This window comes from Thiohalomonas denitrificans, assembly GCF_900102855.1.
In the GTDB taxonomy this organism is placed as follows: Bacteria; Pseudomonadota; Gammaproteobacteria; order Thiohalomonadales; family Thiohalomonadaceae; genus Thiohalomonas; species Thiohalomonas denitrificans.
Window position 1 is genome coordinate 92705 of record NZ_FMWD01000007.1, and the last position, 16473, is coordinate 109177.

A 16473-nucleotide genomic window follows, 5' to 3' on the forward strand; every position below is an offset into this window, starting at 1 on the left:
GCGCGATCAGCTGCCGAGGGGCATCCGGCGGATGCGATACACCAGCGCCGCGCAACCCAGTGCAGCGAAAATGGCTATGCCCAGGAAAGCCCAGGTGGGCGTTTTCACACGATAGTCCAGCTCGACGATACGCGCTTTATCGCTGCCCACCAGTACGTCGACCTCGCTCCCCACCGCCAGGCGATCATACTGCGATGGGGGTGCTGCCTTCGACACTACCTCACCGGCACGCACCCCCTTCTGTATCTCGATGTAGAGTCGATGCTGTTCCTGAATAAGGGGTAGCCCCGAAGGCATGACATGCTCCTGTCGAACCACCCGCTTGTCGATGATGCGGCCAGTGACCCGTTCGTTACCTTGCAATGGACTCTGTTCCTGTCGCGCCTCATACCATTCGAAGAGATTGGCGGAAGCCCCCATGAACGCAAACACTGCCGTGAGGGCAAGGATCACAACCAGAAAAAGGTAAAGTGCTCTCATTGGGAAGACTCGGGACTTGAGAATGCCGCATATTCTAACGGCAAAGCGAGAGGTATTCCGCCGACTGCCCCAATTCCCGGAACATGAGAAACACCACGGCAGATAGCCTCCGCCGGGGGCCTGCCGAAGAGAAGGCCTGTCACGAATCGGCATTTGGTGAAATGCACGGGTCAAGGATGGAGCCAGCGCGCCGAGACCTTTCCCTCTTCATCCCAGTCGAACTCCGCCCGCGCCGGTCCTTCGGGGGCATAGTGGAGCCAGTCCAGGTGGATGGCAACGGCCTCCAGGGTGGCAAAGTGACGGTACCCGGCGGCATCATCTACGGATTCGTCCGGACCCGGCACCCCGGCACCTGGAGCCGGTGCGGGGCTGCCCGGTGCAGCGGCGGTAAGATAGCGCCGCCGTCCCTTGGCCGGCAGCTTTCGCCATGCCTCGGCCGTGACCTCGTCTTCGACGTGAATTCGGATCTCCGTCAGTATCCGGAGTTGCACGGCACTTTCCGGATCGAAAAACACAAAGACGCCCCACGGGCGTAGCACCAGGTCGTCGCCTTTTGATGAACGGCGATCGGTATTCACGAAAAGTTGCCGCGACTCCCGCCGGATCTCGCGAAGTATGACGGTGCGGGCATCCGGTTCATTGTTTCGGTCAACGGTAGCCAATACCGGGCGGTGCAGGGCGGAGGTTTCATCTGCGGTTGCCCGGCGCAGTTGGCGCCAGGTGTTTTCCAGGATTGTGTCGAAGCTGTCGGTGTCCATACCGGCAAGGATAGCGGGCCCATGCCCCGGACCGCCCAGCATGCAACAGCAGCACACTAATCCCGCCGCAGATGCTCCAGAAGCTGTTTCCTGAGGGCGCTGGGCAGGCCGTTGATGCTGAGGGTATCGGTGTCGCTGTCGTAGTGGACCCGCTGGTTGAGCTGATAGGAGCCGAAGCTGATCGCCAGGTCTTTCTCCCGACCGGCAAATTTGACATAGCGGCGCAGGCTGCGGCGGTCCATCATCAACTCCTGTTCGCCTTCCGGAGCGCGACGCTCTACCACCTGAACGAACTCGTCGTGATCAACACCGTCGAGCGTCTGTGCCAGTTCTTTCAGGTCGACCGGCGCATCCTGTTGATCCCGTTCCAGGCAGTATTCGACCACCTGGTTGCGATACTCGCCGACCTGCTCTTCCGGAAGCTTTTCCGAGTAAGCCTCCACGCCCTCGAGAAATGCGAGGGTGGCACCGGCCTTGTCGAGGCCATTGGCAAACCCCGTCAGTGCGTGGAAGGCGTCGGTGAGGCCCGGATTACCGCGAGGCGGCAGCAGGGTCAGATAGGAGTAATGCTGTCGTACCTTCCACTCGGCCAAGTCCACCTTGATGCCGAACAGCGAGGGACCGGTGTCGAGGGAGTAGCTGGGCGTCACCTCGAGGTCGTCGCCGATGGAGAGCGCCTCCTTCTGGCTCGCTACAAACCAGTAGAAGAGGTGGCGGACCGGTGTCTTTTCCACGAAGAAGAGGCAGTGTGCATTTAGTTCGACCTTGCCGCTATCGAGGTGCCGTCGCAAATCCTCCATCAGGGTTGCCGTCAATTCCCCGAAGGCACGCTCCTCGTTGACAAAATCCGTCAGCTGCCGAGGCAGGGGAGCCGACTCCTCTTCCGTGGAGAAACTTCCGTGTTCGCGGCTAATTCTTCCGAGAAAAGCGCTTTTCAAGCTATCCAGCAGCGCTTCGCAGGACTCTTCGGTAGCCAGTTCCTGCTGGCGAAGAGACATTTCGGCCTCGGAATCGGTACTACGGCGGATACGATGGACGGTGGCGTGCGTGATGGACATGGACTCGAAGCCTGGGAGCGAGGTGGCAATTCTACTCTCAGCAGAGGCTGCGGCCAACGGACTCCCGCAGCCTGTAGTGTACTGTTGCATGCTTGGCGATACTTTCAGAGCCCCCCAAAAACGTCAGGACAAGGCGCAGCGCGCAGGCAATGGTTATTCCCTTGTCAAGCGCTGCACGAATCCGCCGGGAGCGGATTCGGACAGCCGAAGGCTGGCCCGAAGGGCGGACTCCAGGGATGGAGTCCGCAACGCCGTCATGGCATTTTTGGGGGGCTCCCTTCGGGCGAGCCGCTGGCCGGCCATCTGCGGCGTTGCGTTTCTTGCAAAGGGCGCGCCATTTCCTGCGAAACGCGCCTTGCATGATGTGCATGGATGCACGAATGCCGCGCGCGCAGGATGCGCAGGAGCGGTCTGGCCGGCCAGCGACTCGCTGAAAGCACCGACAAGCATGCAACAGTACACTAGTTTTTGACTGAAGCGGAAGCGCCTGGAGATGCTGTGATGCACGACCGCCCCATTGCCGAATATGCGCTCCTGTCGGACTGTCAGGGAGCGGCGCTCGTCCACCGCGACGGCTCCATTGATTGGCTCGCGCTCCCCCGGTTTGATTCTCCGGCCCTGTGCGCCCGTCTGCTGGGTGGCGAGGGTGGCTACTGGAAGCTTGGGCCGGTAGACGATATTCAGGGTCAACGCGGCTACGTCGAGGGCTCCATGGTGGTGAATACCACTTTTCGCTCGCGGGAGGGCGAGGTGGTCATCCGTGATGCACTCGCTATCGGCCTGCATCAGGGGGCCCATGCTATCGGCAAGGATTCGCCCCATGCCGTTTTACGGGAGGCAGTATGCACGCGCGGGTCAATGGAGTTGACGACAAACTACGCTCCACGTCCGGAGTACGGCTTGATAGTGCCGATCCTGCGCCCGGTGGTGGGCGGCGTGCTGGCCCGCGGCGGGGCATCCGTCCTGCGTCTCTCCGCATCCATTCCCCTGAAGACGGATACCTCCACCGCTCACGCGCACTTTCGCCTGGAAGAGGGACAGCGTGCGGCTTTTGCCCTGGAGTTTCGCAGTAGCGCCGAACCGAGCCCCGGCCCCTGGTCGGTCGAAGCCATCCAGGAATATCTCGAAGATACCATCACGAACTGGCAAGACTGGTCGGTGATGCACCAGGCCTATCAGGGTCCCTGGAGGGAACAGGTCCATTTCGGTGGCCGGCTGCTCCAGGCCCTGACTTATTATCCCACCGGAGCTTTCGTTGCGGCGGCGACCACGTCTCTCCCGGAACGGATGGGCGGCGGACTCAATTGGGATTACCGCTACTCATGGGTGCGGGATGCCAGTATGACCCTGGATGCACTCTGGGTGGCCGCCTGCCCCGATGAAGCCTATAAGTTCTTCGATTTTATCGCCGATGCCTCCCTGGCCCAGGTACGACAGGATCGGGATGCGCAGATCATGTTTGGTATCGGTGGCGAACATGATCTGACTGAACGGCAGCTTGTGCATCTCCCCGGCTGGCGGGGGAGTGCACCGGTACGAGTCGGTAACGGCGCCTGGACTCAGCGGCAATTTGACGTCTATGGGGAACTGCTGGCGGCGGCCGAACGGCTAAGGCACCAACTTGCCGAACATATTGATCCATTGACCCGCAGCTTTCTGGCCGAGGTTGCCGATGTGGCGGCGAACCGGTGGAAGGAGCCGGACCAGGGTATGTGGGAGATCCGGGGGAAGCCTCGCCACTTTCTGCACTCCAAACTGATGTGCTGGGCGGCGTTGGACAGTGCCATCAGGCTCACGGATTTGATTGGTGGCGAAGAGAGTGTCGGTCGATGGGTGGCAGCACGGGACGAGATCCGTGAGGCAATTCTGACACGCGGCTGGAGTGAAAGGATCGGCGCATTCACGCAAACTTTTCACGGAGACACACTGGACGCCTCGACACTAGTCATGGCCCTGAGTGGCTTCCTGCCCGCCACCGATACGCGAATGCTCGCCACCATCGACGCCATCGAGGAGCACCTGACCGATGAACGGGGGCTGGTCTACCGCTATCGCGAGATCGATGGCGAGCCGGCCGATGAGGGCGCCTTCCTGCTATGTACCTTCTGGCTCGCTCACGCCCGCGCTTTGGCGGGGCAGGTGGAGCAGGCGAAAGTCGTATTCGAACGCGCAGCCGCCTGCGCCAACGATGTGGGTCTGCTCTCGGAAGAGTTCGACTCGCGTAGCGGGGAGATGATGGGGAATTTTCCCCAAGCCTTCAGCCATATCGGTCTGATCAATGCAGCCTGGGCCATCAGCCAGGCGGAATAGAAGCGCAACGATACCGCTAACGCAGGTGCCGAGTTCGGTCTACTGCATGAAATATCATCCAAGAACGCGATTTTTCCTCTACTTCAACCGAAGTCGCCTGCCCTCCGATTGGACACTTATGAAATAGTGTTAATGAATCCGTCACACTCTCCCCGAGATTTTTTATTGTTGAGACACAGTTCCCATTTGAGCCGACTTTTTCACGGTAGCGTTTCAGGTTAGGGCCCATGCGCAACGCATGCACACAAACAACAAGAATTCCACTCACCAGGGATAACAAGGATGAAACAAGCTACACGGCGAGTAACGCGCCAGAGCGTCTTCGGCAGTTCTCTTGCACTCACTGTTTTACTTTCGGCCTGCGGGGGCGGAGGTGGCGGTTCCACTTCCGACCCCATTCTCGAAGATCCGATTAAAGAGCCGGACACGAGCGCCCCGGGGGTGGCCTCGCGCAGCCCCGCTCCCGACGCCACAGGGGTGCCTCTGGATAGTAATGTAGAAGTGGTCTTCAGCAAGGACATCTACCGTGACTCGATAAACTCGGTCACATTCAAGCTTATCGACCCAGTGTGGGGGACGGTATGGGGAAGCCGCTCCTATGACACCGACAGCCGGACGGCCACTCTCAATCCCTACGGAACGCTTGACGAATTCACCACGTACACAGTGGAACTCGATGGCGTGGTCGACTCCTTACTCAACCCGCTGCCCTATACGGAATGGAAATTCCGTACCGCCGATTTGACGCCGCCCGAAAGCACCGCGTCCCCGGTTTCCGGATTATTCAATGCCCCGCAGAGCATAACCTTGAGCTGTAACGACGCGGCCTCGGGCTGTGCCGGCATCTATTACACAGTCGACGGATCGACACCTTCTACCGACTCCAACCGCTATGCCGATCCCATAGAGATTACGCCGCATAATACGGAAGTAACTCTGAAGTTCTTCGCCATCGATGAGGAGGGGAACATCGAGCCGGTCCAGTCCGAAACCTACGTCGTCGATACTATCCCTCCCACTGTCTCCTCAACAGTGCCCGCGAGCGAGGCAACGGATGTCTCCCTGACAGAGACCATCAGCGCGACTTTCAGCGAGCCGGTACTGCCCGCAAGCGTCAGCGAGGAAAGTTTCACGGTAAGTGCTGCGGACCACCAAGTCGTCGGCACCTTGTCGCCAAGCACCGATGCAACGGTAGTCAGCTTCAAGCCCATCGACCGGCTGGAGTGCAACACACTCTACACCGCCACCCTGAGCACTGCCGTGACCGACCGGGCCGGCAATCCGCTGGAGGCTGACGTCAGCTGGGACTTCACGACGAATGGGGACTGCACCGAACCGACCACCACCGCCAGTCCCTTGGGCGGGGTCTACCGCGAGGCATCCAAGACCGTCAACCTGAGCTGCACCGACAGTGGGACGCCGGCCACCGGCTGCGTGCGCCTGGTCTACACAACCGACGGCACGGTGCCGAGCTTCGATCCGCTCAACGGAACGGTGGTCGAGGCGTCCACCGCGACTGCCACGCTGGCCGAAGGCGACACCTACCTGAAATTCGCCGGTCAGGATGCTGCCGGTAACACTGAAGCGGTCCGCGACATACTCTACTCTCTGTCCACAACCGGCTTTACCTACGTAGGAACCGGGTCGGGGCTCGCCCGCGGCGCCGGACCGGTCCCGGACAGTTTCGTCAATACCCGCGCTATACAGGCGGGAAGCAGCTACCAGCCATTGTTCATCGACAGCACCAACGGGCGCATCTATGCCGTCGGAACCGGGCTTTACATTTCCGATGACGACGGGAACACCTGGCTAAACCGCAGTGGCGCCCCGGGGCTCCGTGGCTCCGACGCGCTCTACGCCAGGGGCAGCCGTGTCTACTCCGGCGGTTTCCGAGGGCTCGATATTTCCACTGACGGGGGAGCCAGTTTCACAGAGTCGCCGACGGCGCCGAGCGGCATTCAGGCAGTTTGGGAACTGGGTACTACGGTTTTCGCAGGCGACAGTTGGGGCCTCTGGCGTTCGACCGACCGGGGTATTACCTTTGACGAGGTCTACGAAGCCGATATCGTCCAACTGGCAAGCTATGGCGATACGCTGTATGCAGCCACCCGTCCGGCCGGCCTTCTCGTCTCGACCGACGGCGGGGCAAGCTTCACCGAGCGCCAAGTCCCGGCCGACGGTACCATCTATATTAATGATGTACACATAACGCCGGACGGCACGCTTTACCTGGCCACGAGCGTCGGCGTGGCGATCACGTCCGATGACGGCGTGACCTATGACTGGTTGACGACGGATAACGGCCTGCCCAGCGAAGTAGCACTTTCCGTGGCCGTTTCCGGCAGCGACATCTATGTGGGGCTTGGCAGCTCCCTCGGCGAGTACGCAACCAAACAGGCGCTCGCGGTGTCCCGGGACTCGGGCACCAGTTTCGGAACCATCACAACCATGTATGAGGGACTGCCGGGCAGCACCGTTAAAGATATCGAAATCATCGGTTCGCGTGTCTGGGCTTTCACCGACGCTGGCCTAGCCTACTCCGACGATTATGGCGCCCGCTTCACCGCCATTGGGCTCGCCGACCACAGCGTTCACGACATCGTGGCCGATGCCAACGGTCGGTTGTATGTGGCCAGCGGCTACGAAGTCTATTATCACAATGCCGGTGGTATTTCCGTCTCTGATGATGGGGGCTACACCTTCACCAACCTGAACCTTGGAAACGGCCTCCCAAGCTACGTGATCAATCAGTTGGATGTCTCGGAGGACGGCAAGACCATCCACGTCACCACCGACTTTATTGCCAATTCCCTGCCCGCCGGTTATGCCGTCTCCCACGACGGCGGCGCCAGCTTCCAGCAGCCGGATACAAGCGTCTCGGACGACGTGTGGAAGGCCAGAGGACAATTGGCGGTGGACGGGAGCAATGTGTATGCCACCGGAAACAATTTCGGCTATTACTATTCCCACGACGGCGGTGCTACTTTCACCATGTACGGCTGGGACCCCAAGGTGTATGACGGCAGCTTCAGCCTCGCAAACCCGACGGATGTTGTCGTGGACGCGAGCGGCGACGTCTACGTGGGAACGGAGTACGGCATCGTGGTATCCGACGACGGGGGGGTGACGTTCCCGACGTTGCTGACCCGTGACAATGGCCTTGGCGCCATCCCCGTCGACCTGTTGCATTACGATGGCACTCGCCTCTATGCGGAGGTCGTCGCCGACAGTGACGATCCGACCTCCTTCTCGGGTCTGGCAATATCCAGCGACGGTGGCACAACTTTTACGAACCTGACCACCGCCGACGGTCTGCCGGACGCAAACCTCAGCAGCATCGACACCTACGAAGGCTACCTCTATGTAGGGACGTTTGGCGGGCTTGCCATATCGGCTGACCAGGGCACCAGCTTCACGGTCCGAACCGATGAACACGGACTCGGTTTCCACGTTCCCACAGCCGTGCTTTTCAGCCCGTAAGAACGGGCCGCTGCCGGCCCCGGGCGTATAACGCGCTCGGGGCCAACTAAACTTCCAAAGCCCCTACGGGGTACTCGAAACATCCTCTCAAGGAGAGACTTGTTCAGGAGCGAGCCGCCGCGGCAACGCAAGCGGAGCATCCCAATGAGACTCCATCACAGCCGGCCCGCCTTCTGCCCTTTGCCGGCAATCCGCGAGAGCCCATGCCCAAGAGCTTGCCGTTTCGTCTCACCGATTATCCTGACCTCTGACGACTCAGTTTGAGAGCCCCTTCAAGGGATTGGTGGGCGGGGCCCACAACCTCAAGCAGGCCTGCCAGCCACTCGGCTACCGACGAAAGCCCGGGATGGGCGCCTGCCGAACGCTGCTGGCGTAACGCTCCCTCTTTATTTTCGGCTACTCCGTGCGGATCCCCCAATCCGCGAACTACGCTCGCGCCGAGATCGGCCTCACGCGGATTACACTCGTGCAGAGTTCGGATTATCGCCTCACAACGGTTCCAACCAGGTCTGTTTAAGCATGCCGCTGCCGTGTCTTAGGCTGAAGTCGCAGCAAAAAGAGGGCAATGCCAATCATTGGCGATTATGAGGGTTTTTTCTTCCCCTTCTTGCGATGGGTGTCCGGGTAGTTCTCGATGCTAACCGCTAAAGCGGGGGAGGTTCACGGTCGGCTGAAGCGCTACGCAACTATCAGGGGCAGGTATTTTTCCACACGGCGCTTGTGGGCCTTCCGGCGACTCGACTGCGGTGGGGTGGTTCAGTCGCAGGCAAGCCGCCGAGGCTCACCCGTAACAGGGTCTTTCTTCTTGCGAATGCAAGCGGAAAGACCCGACCTTCTTGGGTTGGTCGGTGAACACGTGCACCGGCGCGCGAATGCCCTCATGCTCGGAGTGGCACCACACGAACCGCGTAATGCGACTCCCGCCGGCTCATTGACCTTGCAGGGCTAGTGCTATGCGTCCCTGTCGGCCTCGGCGGACGTGGTTCCGATCTCGCCGCCTTCCGCGTCATGCTTGGCGGCGTCAGCGCGCCCCGGTCGGATCGCGACGAGGACGAGCAGACCGACCGCGATGATCACGAGGATGTTGACCGCGAGGAGCACGAAGCCACCGAGCGCACGGCCGAGGTCGCCGGAATAAGCGGCGAGCGCGCCGGCGGCGCCCGCGGGAATGAGCGCGACCGCGGCGACGACCCCGATCAGCGCGTCCTGCTTGCGCTGGATCACGGCGACGGTGCCCGCGGCCCCGGCTACGACCGCGGCGAGGATGCTGTACCAGCCGGTACGGACGCGCTCCTCGAGCAGCGGTTTCGAGACGAGGTTCGAGGCGCTCGAGATGATGTCGGTGACGTTGAACAACCACGTGGTCACGACCGCGGCGATGATCGCCAGCGCCACCCCCCCGAACAGCACGAGGAGTGCGCGCCCCGCCATACGGGGATAGCCACCCGCGATGCTGAACGACACGGCGGCAAGGGGCGGATACGCGGGCGCCACGATCATCGCGCCGAGGAGCAGCGGAATTGAATCGGTGAGGAATGCGACCGCGGCGAGCATACCGGAAAGTGTCATGAACGTGTAGTAGGCGTAGTCGGTCTTCACGTCGGAGATCACGCTACGGACGAGCTGGTCATGCACGACCGCAGTCCTCACGACGACGGCTCCAGCAGGACCACCCGGAGCGCGCTGACATAGAGAGCGTTGCCACGCAGCTGCGCGGCCACCTCGGGCGAAACCATCAAAATGTCCTCGATCTCTTGCTGGCTGCGTAGCAATCGGATCACACCATAGATCCGCACCATCTGGCCGATGCGGATCTGGACCACATCGTCGGCCTGGCGCCGGGTCATCTCGCCGAGCAGCGCGACCGGCACGCTCGCGCTTTCGTCGCCGACGCGGAACGCGTGGTCGCCAAGGACGTCCAGCACCTTGACCTTGTCGAGTACCACCTCGCGCGCCTGCAGCGCCTCGGGATCGGAGGCCTGCACGAACTGCGACACCGCGGTGATCACGCGGGGAATTCGCACGCGCTCGCGGATCGGCAGCGGCGCCACGCGAAACGCGCTGATGAAGATCTCATGGCCCCGCAGCTTCTGCGTGTCGTCTGCGGCGAGGGCCTGCTTGTCCACGATCTCCTCAATGCTGCGCAGCATCCGGATCACGCCGTAGATCCGGATCCGCTGGCCCGCCTCGAGCGTGACCGCACGATCGTGCTGCCAGCCGGTCAACTCGCCGAACAGGACCACGGGCACGGTCTCACCATGCTCCGAGATCAGGAAGACCCGCTCTCCGATCACCTGATCGATCTCGACATCCGCGAGGACCACATCCTTCGCGAGCAGGTTCGCCTTCGCGCTTTCGCCGGCGATCTCGTGCACCGAGGTGATCGGGCCCTGGTACGGAAACATGCCGGGACTGCCGACCACCGTGCGCGTGATGCTGAGCGTCTGCGCCCACTGCATCAGCGCCACGGCCGTGCCGAGCAGCACGAGTCCGATGAAGGCAAGCTGCCAGACCGGCGGACCGCGCTTGTCGTTCGGGGGGTCCAGTCTCACGACGTTCCAGGGCGCAGGCCTCGTGCCAGAGCACCAGCCCCTGGCGCGAGCGGGTAGAAATTGCAAAACCTCATTTTCTAGCGACGCTCCAGCACTCTACGTCAAGCACGTCGGGTCACCTCGAATTGTCGGCGATATCCACGGTAAGCTGATGAATGGCGCGTGGGCCGCATTGGCGACGAAGTCGACGCAATGATGACGATGTGGATGAGAACGGCTTTCTGCATGAAGATTAATATGGTTCCCCCGAAGCTTTTTGGCAAGGATTGGATTCGGCTCTTCCGGGGCACCTGAATTTTCCCTTGCAGCCATCACCGTCGATCCGCCGCCGGCGCGTTCATTGCCGCATAGGTAGCTCAGAAACACGGACGCCAGGGGACTCAGACGTCGATATTTGTCGCCCTCAGCGCATTGCTCTCGATGAAATTACGTCGTGGCTCGACCTCGTCGCCCAACAGTATCGTGAACACGCGGTCGGCCTCGATCGCGTCGTCGATATGCACGCGTAGCAGGCGGCGCACGCCGGGCTCCATCGTCGTCTCCCCGCGAATTCGCGCGCTGGTTCGGTCAGACGCCGAGGGTAAATAGGGTCTACCATCGGATTTGCAGGTTAGCGGAGCCCCCGCATAATAGGTAAGATTAGCTTCGGCGGGGGTGTGGCTCTTGGGGTCGGTGGCCGGAATCGGCTCACTAGACTTGAAATGCCGCCCCCGCCACCCTGCATCATCCGGTGGGTCGAACGGGATGGTGCCGATCAGCGCTCTGATGTGGCTCTGTAAGTAGACGAGACCGGCGGATGATTTTTTCTACTGGTTCTGACTTACGGAGACACGAACAATGACAACAACCTCCGATATTCGCGTCAGCATTGATGTGGGCTGTCACAGTCACAGTGTAGCGATCGGCTTGCCCTGTGGAGAAGTGCTGGACGAATTCGACCTACCCCACCGGCCGGAAGGCTTCGAGCTTTTCTTCGAGCGAATCGAACGCCACCACCATCGCTACGGCGGAGAAGTGTCGGTGGCCATGGAGGGTTACAACGGTTGGGCTCGCCCGCTGGACACCCTCGTACGCTCGCGAGGCTATCGCCTTTTCAACATCAACAATCTGAAGCTTGCTCGCTTTAAAGAGATTTTTCCCGCTGCGGCGAAAACCGACCGAATCGATGCACGCAAAGGCCTTGAGCTGTTTCAGCTTCGGGACTACCTCCCGTCGGCCAAAGGGGTGCTCCAGGAGGTCACAGCAACGCCGGTCGAGAACGAAAAACTGAAGCGTTTGACCCGCAGGCGCCGTTCGCTCGTTGATGAGAAAAGTCGCCTTCTAAGCCGCATGCAGGCTGATTTGCAGGCGGTCTGCCCCGGATTGCTGGCAATCACCAAGGATGCGGAAAACCTCTGGTTTTTGAACTTTATCACCTATAGTGACGACCTTCGTAAGCTTGCCCGTATCCGTCAGAATACGGTGCTTTCGATTAAAGGCATCGGACGCAAATACGCCAAGGTTATAGGCGATTGGCAGAAGGCCGCGAGCTTCAGCCACGATATTGAGTGGGTCGGCCCGATGATTGTTGAAGATGCCCAGCGAATACTGGACCTGAGGCAGAAGATTAAGGCGCTCGAAGTCCGCTGTGAAGAACTCATGGGCCAGTCAGAGATTGCACAGCTGGTCGATACCATACCGGGCTTTGCGACCGTATGTTCGTCGGAGCTGGCCGGTGAAATCGGTACCATTGAGCGCTTCGCCAAAGAAGGTAGCCTTGCGGTCTACGTGGGCATGGCCAACCTCGATAACAGCTCCGGAAACCAGCGCGGTTCAAAGAACCCGAAACATGTGAACACGCGCGCGAAGGCAGCAATGATGGTGGGTGTCGATCGACACCGGAAGCAGGTTCCTGAGTCACAGCGCTTTTATGAGAAGAAGCGCTCCCAGGGCAAGAGCCATAATCAGGCTATCCGAGCGTTGGGACGCCACCTATGCCGTGTGCTATTTCGAATGCTCAAACAGGGAAGGGCGTACGAGATCAGGGAACCTTCACCCGAGAAAACTAGCTCGAAATAGCTTGAAAATACCAGCGGGATGTTCAGGTCTTTCCTCTTGCATTTGCGAGAGGAAAGACCTGACCCTATTTGCTCTCATGCAATAGGAAAGACCTGACCCCATTCGCTGCGGCGCCATCCCCGAGCACCTTCCATCCATCCTCCAGCGCCTGGCGATCGATCCCAAGCAGTGGGGCTATCTGACGACTCAGTTTGAGAGCCCCTTCAAGGGATTGGTGGGCGGGGCCCACAACCTCAAGCAGGCCTGCCAGCAACTCGGCTACCGACGAACGCCCGGGATGGGCGCCTGCCGAACGCTGCTGGCGTAACGCTTCCTCTTTATTTTCGGCTACTCCGCGCGGATCCCCCCAATCCGCGAACTATGCTCGCGCCGAGATCGGCCTCCCGCGGGTTACACTCGCGCAGAGTTCGGATCACCGCCTCAAAACGGATCCAACCAGGTCTGTTTAAGCATGCCGCTGCCGTGTCTTCGGCTGAAGTCGCAGCAAAAAGAGGGCAATGCCAATCATTGGCGATTATGAGAGTTTTTTCTTCCTCTTCTTACGATGGGTGTCCGGGTAGTTGGCGCAACGATGCTAACCGCTAACGCAGGGGAGGTTCACGGTCGGCTGCAGCGTTACGCAACCATCAGGGGCAGGTATTTTTTGCTCTGTATGCACGATGAAAGACCTGACCCTTTTCTCCCCGCATAAGGTTGTTCACGGAAAGCCCAACCGGCTGCCCGGAGGCTTGTAATCCAGACTGGCATGGGGGCGGTGCCAGTTGTATTCATGTAGCCAAACCGGAAGCTGCCCGGCTCTCTGCATTGAGTTCTTGTACGAGCGCGCATAGGCCCACTCGTGCAGGGCGGTTTGAATAAGCCGTTCGGCCTTGCCATTGGTCCGGGGGCTGTACGGCTTGGTCAGCCAATGCTTCAGCCCCAGTCGCCGGCAGAGGCACTCGAAGCGCTCTGAGCAATGCAGGGACCGTTGTCGGTCAGCACGCGCTTGAAGCGAATACCCAGCCCGGGGTAGTAGCGCACCGTCTGCAACAGGCGCGGCAGGCGCTGCGACCCGTCTCATCCGGGTGGATTTGTGCCAAAGGCCACTCGGGAATGGTCATCGATAGCGATGTGAACATACTCCCAACCGGCGCCACGGCTGTTGGGCCGGCGGGCCACTGTGCTTTGCCCAATACCGACCACCTTGGCAATCTGGTGGTAGGTCTGTATAGGGCCATCTTCTTCCAATCCTCCCCAAAGACCGCTTCTTGTTTATCGATTTGCGCTTGATGCGTTTCCCATTGGCTATCGGTACGGAAGTGATCTCTAGGCCAAAGCCTTGCCAGCATTCTAGCTGCTACGATAATTTCACTTATTACGCTTCTTAAATCATTAAAACGGCTTCGCTTCCTCTCGGTTCGGGCGCAGATGGCACAGACGCCGGAGGCGTCTGACTTCACCGCCGTTCAGGAGCGAGCCGCCGCGGCAACGCAAGCGGAGCATCCCAATGAGACTCCATCACAGCCGGCCCGCCTTCTGCCCTTTGCCGGCAATCCGCGAGAGCCCATGCCCAAGGGCTTGCCGTTTCGTCTCACCGATTATCTTGACCTAGTGGACTTCACCGGACGGCTTATCCGTGAAGGCAAGCGCGGCGCCATCCCCGAGCACCTTCCATCCATCCTCCAGCGCCTGGCGATCGATCCCAAGCAGTGGGGCTATCTGACGACTCAGTTTGAGAGCCCCTTCAAGGGATTGGTGGGCGGGGCCCACAACCTCAAGCAGGCCTGCCAGCAACTCGGCTACCGACGCACGCTCGGGATGGGCGCTTGCCGAACGCTGCTGGCGTAATGCTCCCTCTTTACTTTCGCACCATTACGCTGCGGATCGCCGGACCCGCGGGTTACACTCGCGCAGAGTTCGGATTACCGCCTCAAAACGGATCCAACCAAGTCTGTTTAAGCATATCGCTGCCGTGTCTTAGGCTGAAGTCGCAGCAAAAAAAAGAGGGCAATGCCAATCATTGGAGATTATGAGAGTTTTATCTTCCTCTTCTTACGATGGGTGTCCGGGTAGTTCCCGCTGTTGCACCCAACGCAGTGAGCAGTTCATCAAGATACTCATCTACTTTGATGAACGCTTCCATAAACTCCGCAAAAACTCTCTCTTGGGTGACGATTTCAAGCTCGCCTGAGCCTTTTATTGACTCAACGACGAAAGAAACATCAGGGTAATCTTCAGAGTCGGTTATGACACGAATGGAGCTGAGATGATCTTGATGTGCAAAGGCGTTACGACGACTCAGCAGAGTATGAAACGCGTTTCGGTCCACCCTGACAAAAAGACGCTTCGCAATGGCGAGAATGACTTTCACCTTAGCCCCGAAAGGTATCGTGGCATTATTCAGAAGATATGAGACTACGAATTCGGAACGATCTGGTGAAGGGTTTATGAACGCCTCTATAACGCGTTTCATTTTCGTCTCCACAATGTTCGTAGACCGAATTACGAAGATCAAATGCTCTTCTTCACGGTTGCGCTCTTCTTCTTGATCCATAAAAAAAGGGCCTAACGCTAGCGTAAGGCGCGCGAGGAACGAGCATCGCGCTTGACGTGAAAGTTATGCGGGTATTCATCGAATCTCATGATACGCAACCAAGCCAATCGCAAACAAAAACAAGGCTCCAAACGCAAGCGAGGAGGCAATCACGGAAAATCTATACGCCGCACGAACACCTTGGATGTCAAAGAACCGGGTCCTCGATGCCAATATCGTCGCACCGGAAATCAGTCCGAATGCCAAAAGCACTGACATCATCACTGCCGCATTATTTAAGCGTTCCACTATCGTCCTGTGACCAGTAGCGACCAAGAATAACCCAAGGACCAGTGACGCTACGCCAATCACCAAACCCAATGATGAAAAGACGAATAGAAAGGTATCGATTGTTCGAACACCCTTACGCATAACGTTCCGCTTGAGCCGCGCCTTGCCCTGGAGCGCAGCGGAAGTGCAAGACGTCGGACTCTAGGCGGTTGTGTACGCCCGACATGGGCATGAACTGATGGGGTGAAAGTCCCCTGTAGGAGTACCTGAGATGTCCTTCGGGACGGAAATAACTACTAGCCGACGGCAAGGGCAGCCCCGCGAGGGTCTGTCTGGAGGAAGCCCGAGCGCAAAAGTGCGAGCCGACGGACAGAAATCGCATAGAAGGCTCAGTCCCCGGGCGAGTCAGCACAAGATGACGAAGCCCATCAGGTGCAGGGGATAGGGTAAATGCGGCGGCTGTGCACTGAAAGTTCATGTCCTTATTCGGGGAGGTCTGCCCGACTCCGCGATGTCCTACGTTACGGCCAGTATAACCAGATAGGCCACTGGTTGACCAAGCCTTGGCGCCCCGGCCTGCCGTCAGCCGGGGCGAGCGAATCAGGCGGCAAGCCGTTACGTAGCGACATAGCGCGCTGGGGAGCAATTTCCAGCGTGATCGGGCAGAAGTCAGCAGAGGTCATAGTAATCGCGGTATCTGGAGCGATGCCGCGGTGAAGGACCAAACATGAGAAAACAAGGAGGAGCCGTGAGTCACTCGTCACCATCGCCGAACCCGACCGGGGGAGATGTGTCGCGGCGTGGCTTCATGCAGCCAGCCTTGCACGAGGAGTTGATGGCGCGGGTGCTGGACAGTGCCAACGTGCGCCGCGCATGGAAACGGGTGAAGGCCAACAAGGGGACGCCCGGCATTGACGGAATGCCCATCGAGGACTTCCCCGCGTTTGCACGCGTGCACTGGCCGCACATCCGCC

Annotated in this window: 10 protein-coding genes and 3 pseudogenes; 5 read left to right on the forward strand and 8 right to left on the reverse strand. The window is 59.6% G+C overall.

Annotated elements, in window-relative coordinates:
• Window positions 1–6: 6 nt before the first annotated feature.
• From BLP65_RS11880 to BLP65_RS11890, 3 genes are all read right to left on the reverse strand, one after another.
• Window positions 7–480: a hypothetical protein gene (locus tag BLP65_RS11880; RefSeq protein ID WP_092997379.1), complete on the reverse strand. Its 474-nt coding sequence runs from the start codon at window positions 478–480 to the stop codon at window positions 7–9.
• Between the two features lie 170 nt (window positions 481–650).
• The gene (locus BLP65_RS11885) at window positions 651–1280 is read right to left on the reverse strand and encodes a pyridoxamine 5'-phosphate oxidase family protein (protein WP_092997382.1); all 630 of its coding nucleotides are present in this window, start codon (window positions 1278–1280) and stop codon (window positions 651–653) included.
• Between the two features lie 14 nt (window positions 1281–1294).
• On the reverse strand, window positions 1295–2296 hold the full coding sequence (locus BLP65_RS11890) for a nucleoid-associated protein (protein ID WP_175452550.1): 1002 nt from the start codon (window positions 2294–2296) through the stop codon (window positions 1295–1297).
• Between the two features lie 501 nt (window positions 2297–2797).
• Between BLP65_RS11890 and BLP65_RS11895 the strand changes: the two genes are divergently transcribed.
• Both BLP65_RS11895 and BLP65_RS11900 read left to right on the forward strand, forming a co-directional pair.
• On the forward strand, window positions 2798–4606 hold the full coding sequence (locus BLP65_RS11895; RefSeq protein ID WP_092997389.1) for a glycoside hydrolase family 15 protein: 1809 nt from the start codon (window positions 2798–2800) through the stop codon (window positions 4604–4606).
• 282 nt (window positions 4607–4888) lie between these two features.
• A complete protein-coding gene (locus BLP65_RS11900) occupies window positions 4889–8086 on the forward strand; it encodes an Ig-like domain-containing protein (RefSeq protein WP_092997392.1) in 3198 nt (1065 codons plus the stop codon).
• A 951-nt stretch (window positions 8087–9037) separates the two neighbouring features.
• Here the strand turns inward: BLP65_RS11900 and BLP65_RS11905 are convergent.
• From BLP65_RS11905 to BLP65_RS11915, 3 genes and pseudogenes are all read right to left on the reverse strand, one after another.
• Window positions 9038–9721 (reverse strand): DUF389 domain-containing protein, encoded by a 684-nt coding sequence (locus BLP65_RS11905; protein WP_139181503.1) that lies wholly within the window; start codon window positions 9719–9721, stop codon window positions 9038–9040.
• An 11-nt stretch (window positions 9722–9732) separates the two neighbouring features.
• A complete protein-coding gene (locus tag BLP65_RS11910) occupies window positions 9733–10638 on the reverse strand; it encodes a hypothetical protein (RefSeq protein WP_092997398.1) in 906 nt (301 codons plus the stop codon).
• 380 nt (window positions 10639–11018) lie between these two features.
• Window positions 11019–11225: pseudogene (locus BLP65_RS11915) on the reverse strand (hypothetical protein); the annotation flags it as partial.
• A gap of 250 nt (window positions 11226–11475) precedes the next feature.
• Between BLP65_RS11915 and BLP65_RS11920 the strand changes: the two are divergent.
• Complete coding sequence (locus BLP65_RS11920) at window positions 11476–12696, forward strand: IS110 family RNA-guided transposase (protein ID WP_092997401.1); 1221 nt, start codon at window positions 11476–11478, stop codon at window positions 12694–12696.
• Window positions 12697–13393: 697 nt separating this feature from the next.
• Here BLP65_RS11920 and BLP65_RS11930 read toward each other — a convergent pair.
• Window positions 13394–13848 (reverse strand): annotated as a pseudogene (locus tag BLP65_RS11930) (integrase core domain-containing protein); the annotation flags it as partial.
• A gap of 255 nt (window positions 13849–14103) precedes the next feature.
• On the opposite strand from BLP65_RS11930, the gene BLP65_RS11935 reads away from it, so the two are divergent.
• Window positions 14104–14523 (forward strand): hypothetical protein, encoded by a 420-nt coding sequence (locus BLP65_RS11935; RefSeq protein ID WP_092997410.1) that lies wholly within the window; start codon window positions 14104–14106, stop codon window positions 14521–14523.
• A gap of 190 nt (window positions 14524–14713) precedes the next feature.
• Here the strand turns inward: BLP65_RS11935 and BLP65_RS11940 are convergent, their stop codons facing one another.
• A complete protein-coding gene (locus tag BLP65_RS11940) occupies window positions 14714–15229 on the reverse strand; it encodes a hypothetical protein (RefSeq protein WP_092997413.1) in 516 nt (171 codons plus the stop codon).
• Window positions 15230–16247: 1018 nt separating this feature from the next.
• Here BLP65_RS11940 and BLP65_RS17220 point away from each other — a divergent pair.
• Window positions 16248–16473: pseudogene (locus tag BLP65_RS17220) on the forward strand (group II intron reverse transcriptase/maturase); the annotation flags it as partial.

Bases quoted from the DNA above. Each gene is read 5' to 3' on its own strand.
- BLP65_RS11880 (WP_092997379.1), bottom strand. From the start codon at position 480: ATGAGAGCACTTTACCTTTTTCTGGTTGTGATCCTTGCCCTCACGGCA.
- BLP65_RS11920 (WP_092997401.1), top strand. From the start codon at position 11,476: ATGACAACAACCTCCGATATTCGCGTCAGCATTGATGTGGGCTGTCAC.
- BLP65_RS11890 (WP_175452550.1), bottom strand. From the start codon at position 2,296: ATGTCCATCACGCACGCCACCGTCCATCGTATCCGCCGTAGTACCGAT.
- BLP65_RS11885 (WP_092997382.1), bottom strand. From the start codon at position 1,280: ATGCTGGGCGGTCCGGGGCATGGGCCCGCTATCCTTGCCGGTATGGAC.
- BLP65_RS11935 (WP_092997410.1), top strand. From the start codon at position 14,104: ATGGCACAGACGCCGGAGGCGTCTGACTTCACCGCCGTTCAGGAGCGA.
- BLP65_RS11895 (WP_092997389.1), top strand. From the start codon at position 2,798: ATGCACGACCGCCCCATTGCCGAATATGCGCTCCTGTCGGACTGTCAG.
- BLP65_RS11940 (WP_092997413.1), bottom strand. From the start codon at position 15,229: ATGGATCAAGAAGAAGAGCGCAACCGTGAAGAAGAGCATTTGATCTTC.
- BLP65_RS11900 (WP_092997392.1), top strand. From the start codon at position 4,889: ATGAAACAAGCTACACGGCGAGTAACGCGCCAGAGCGTCTTCGGCAGT.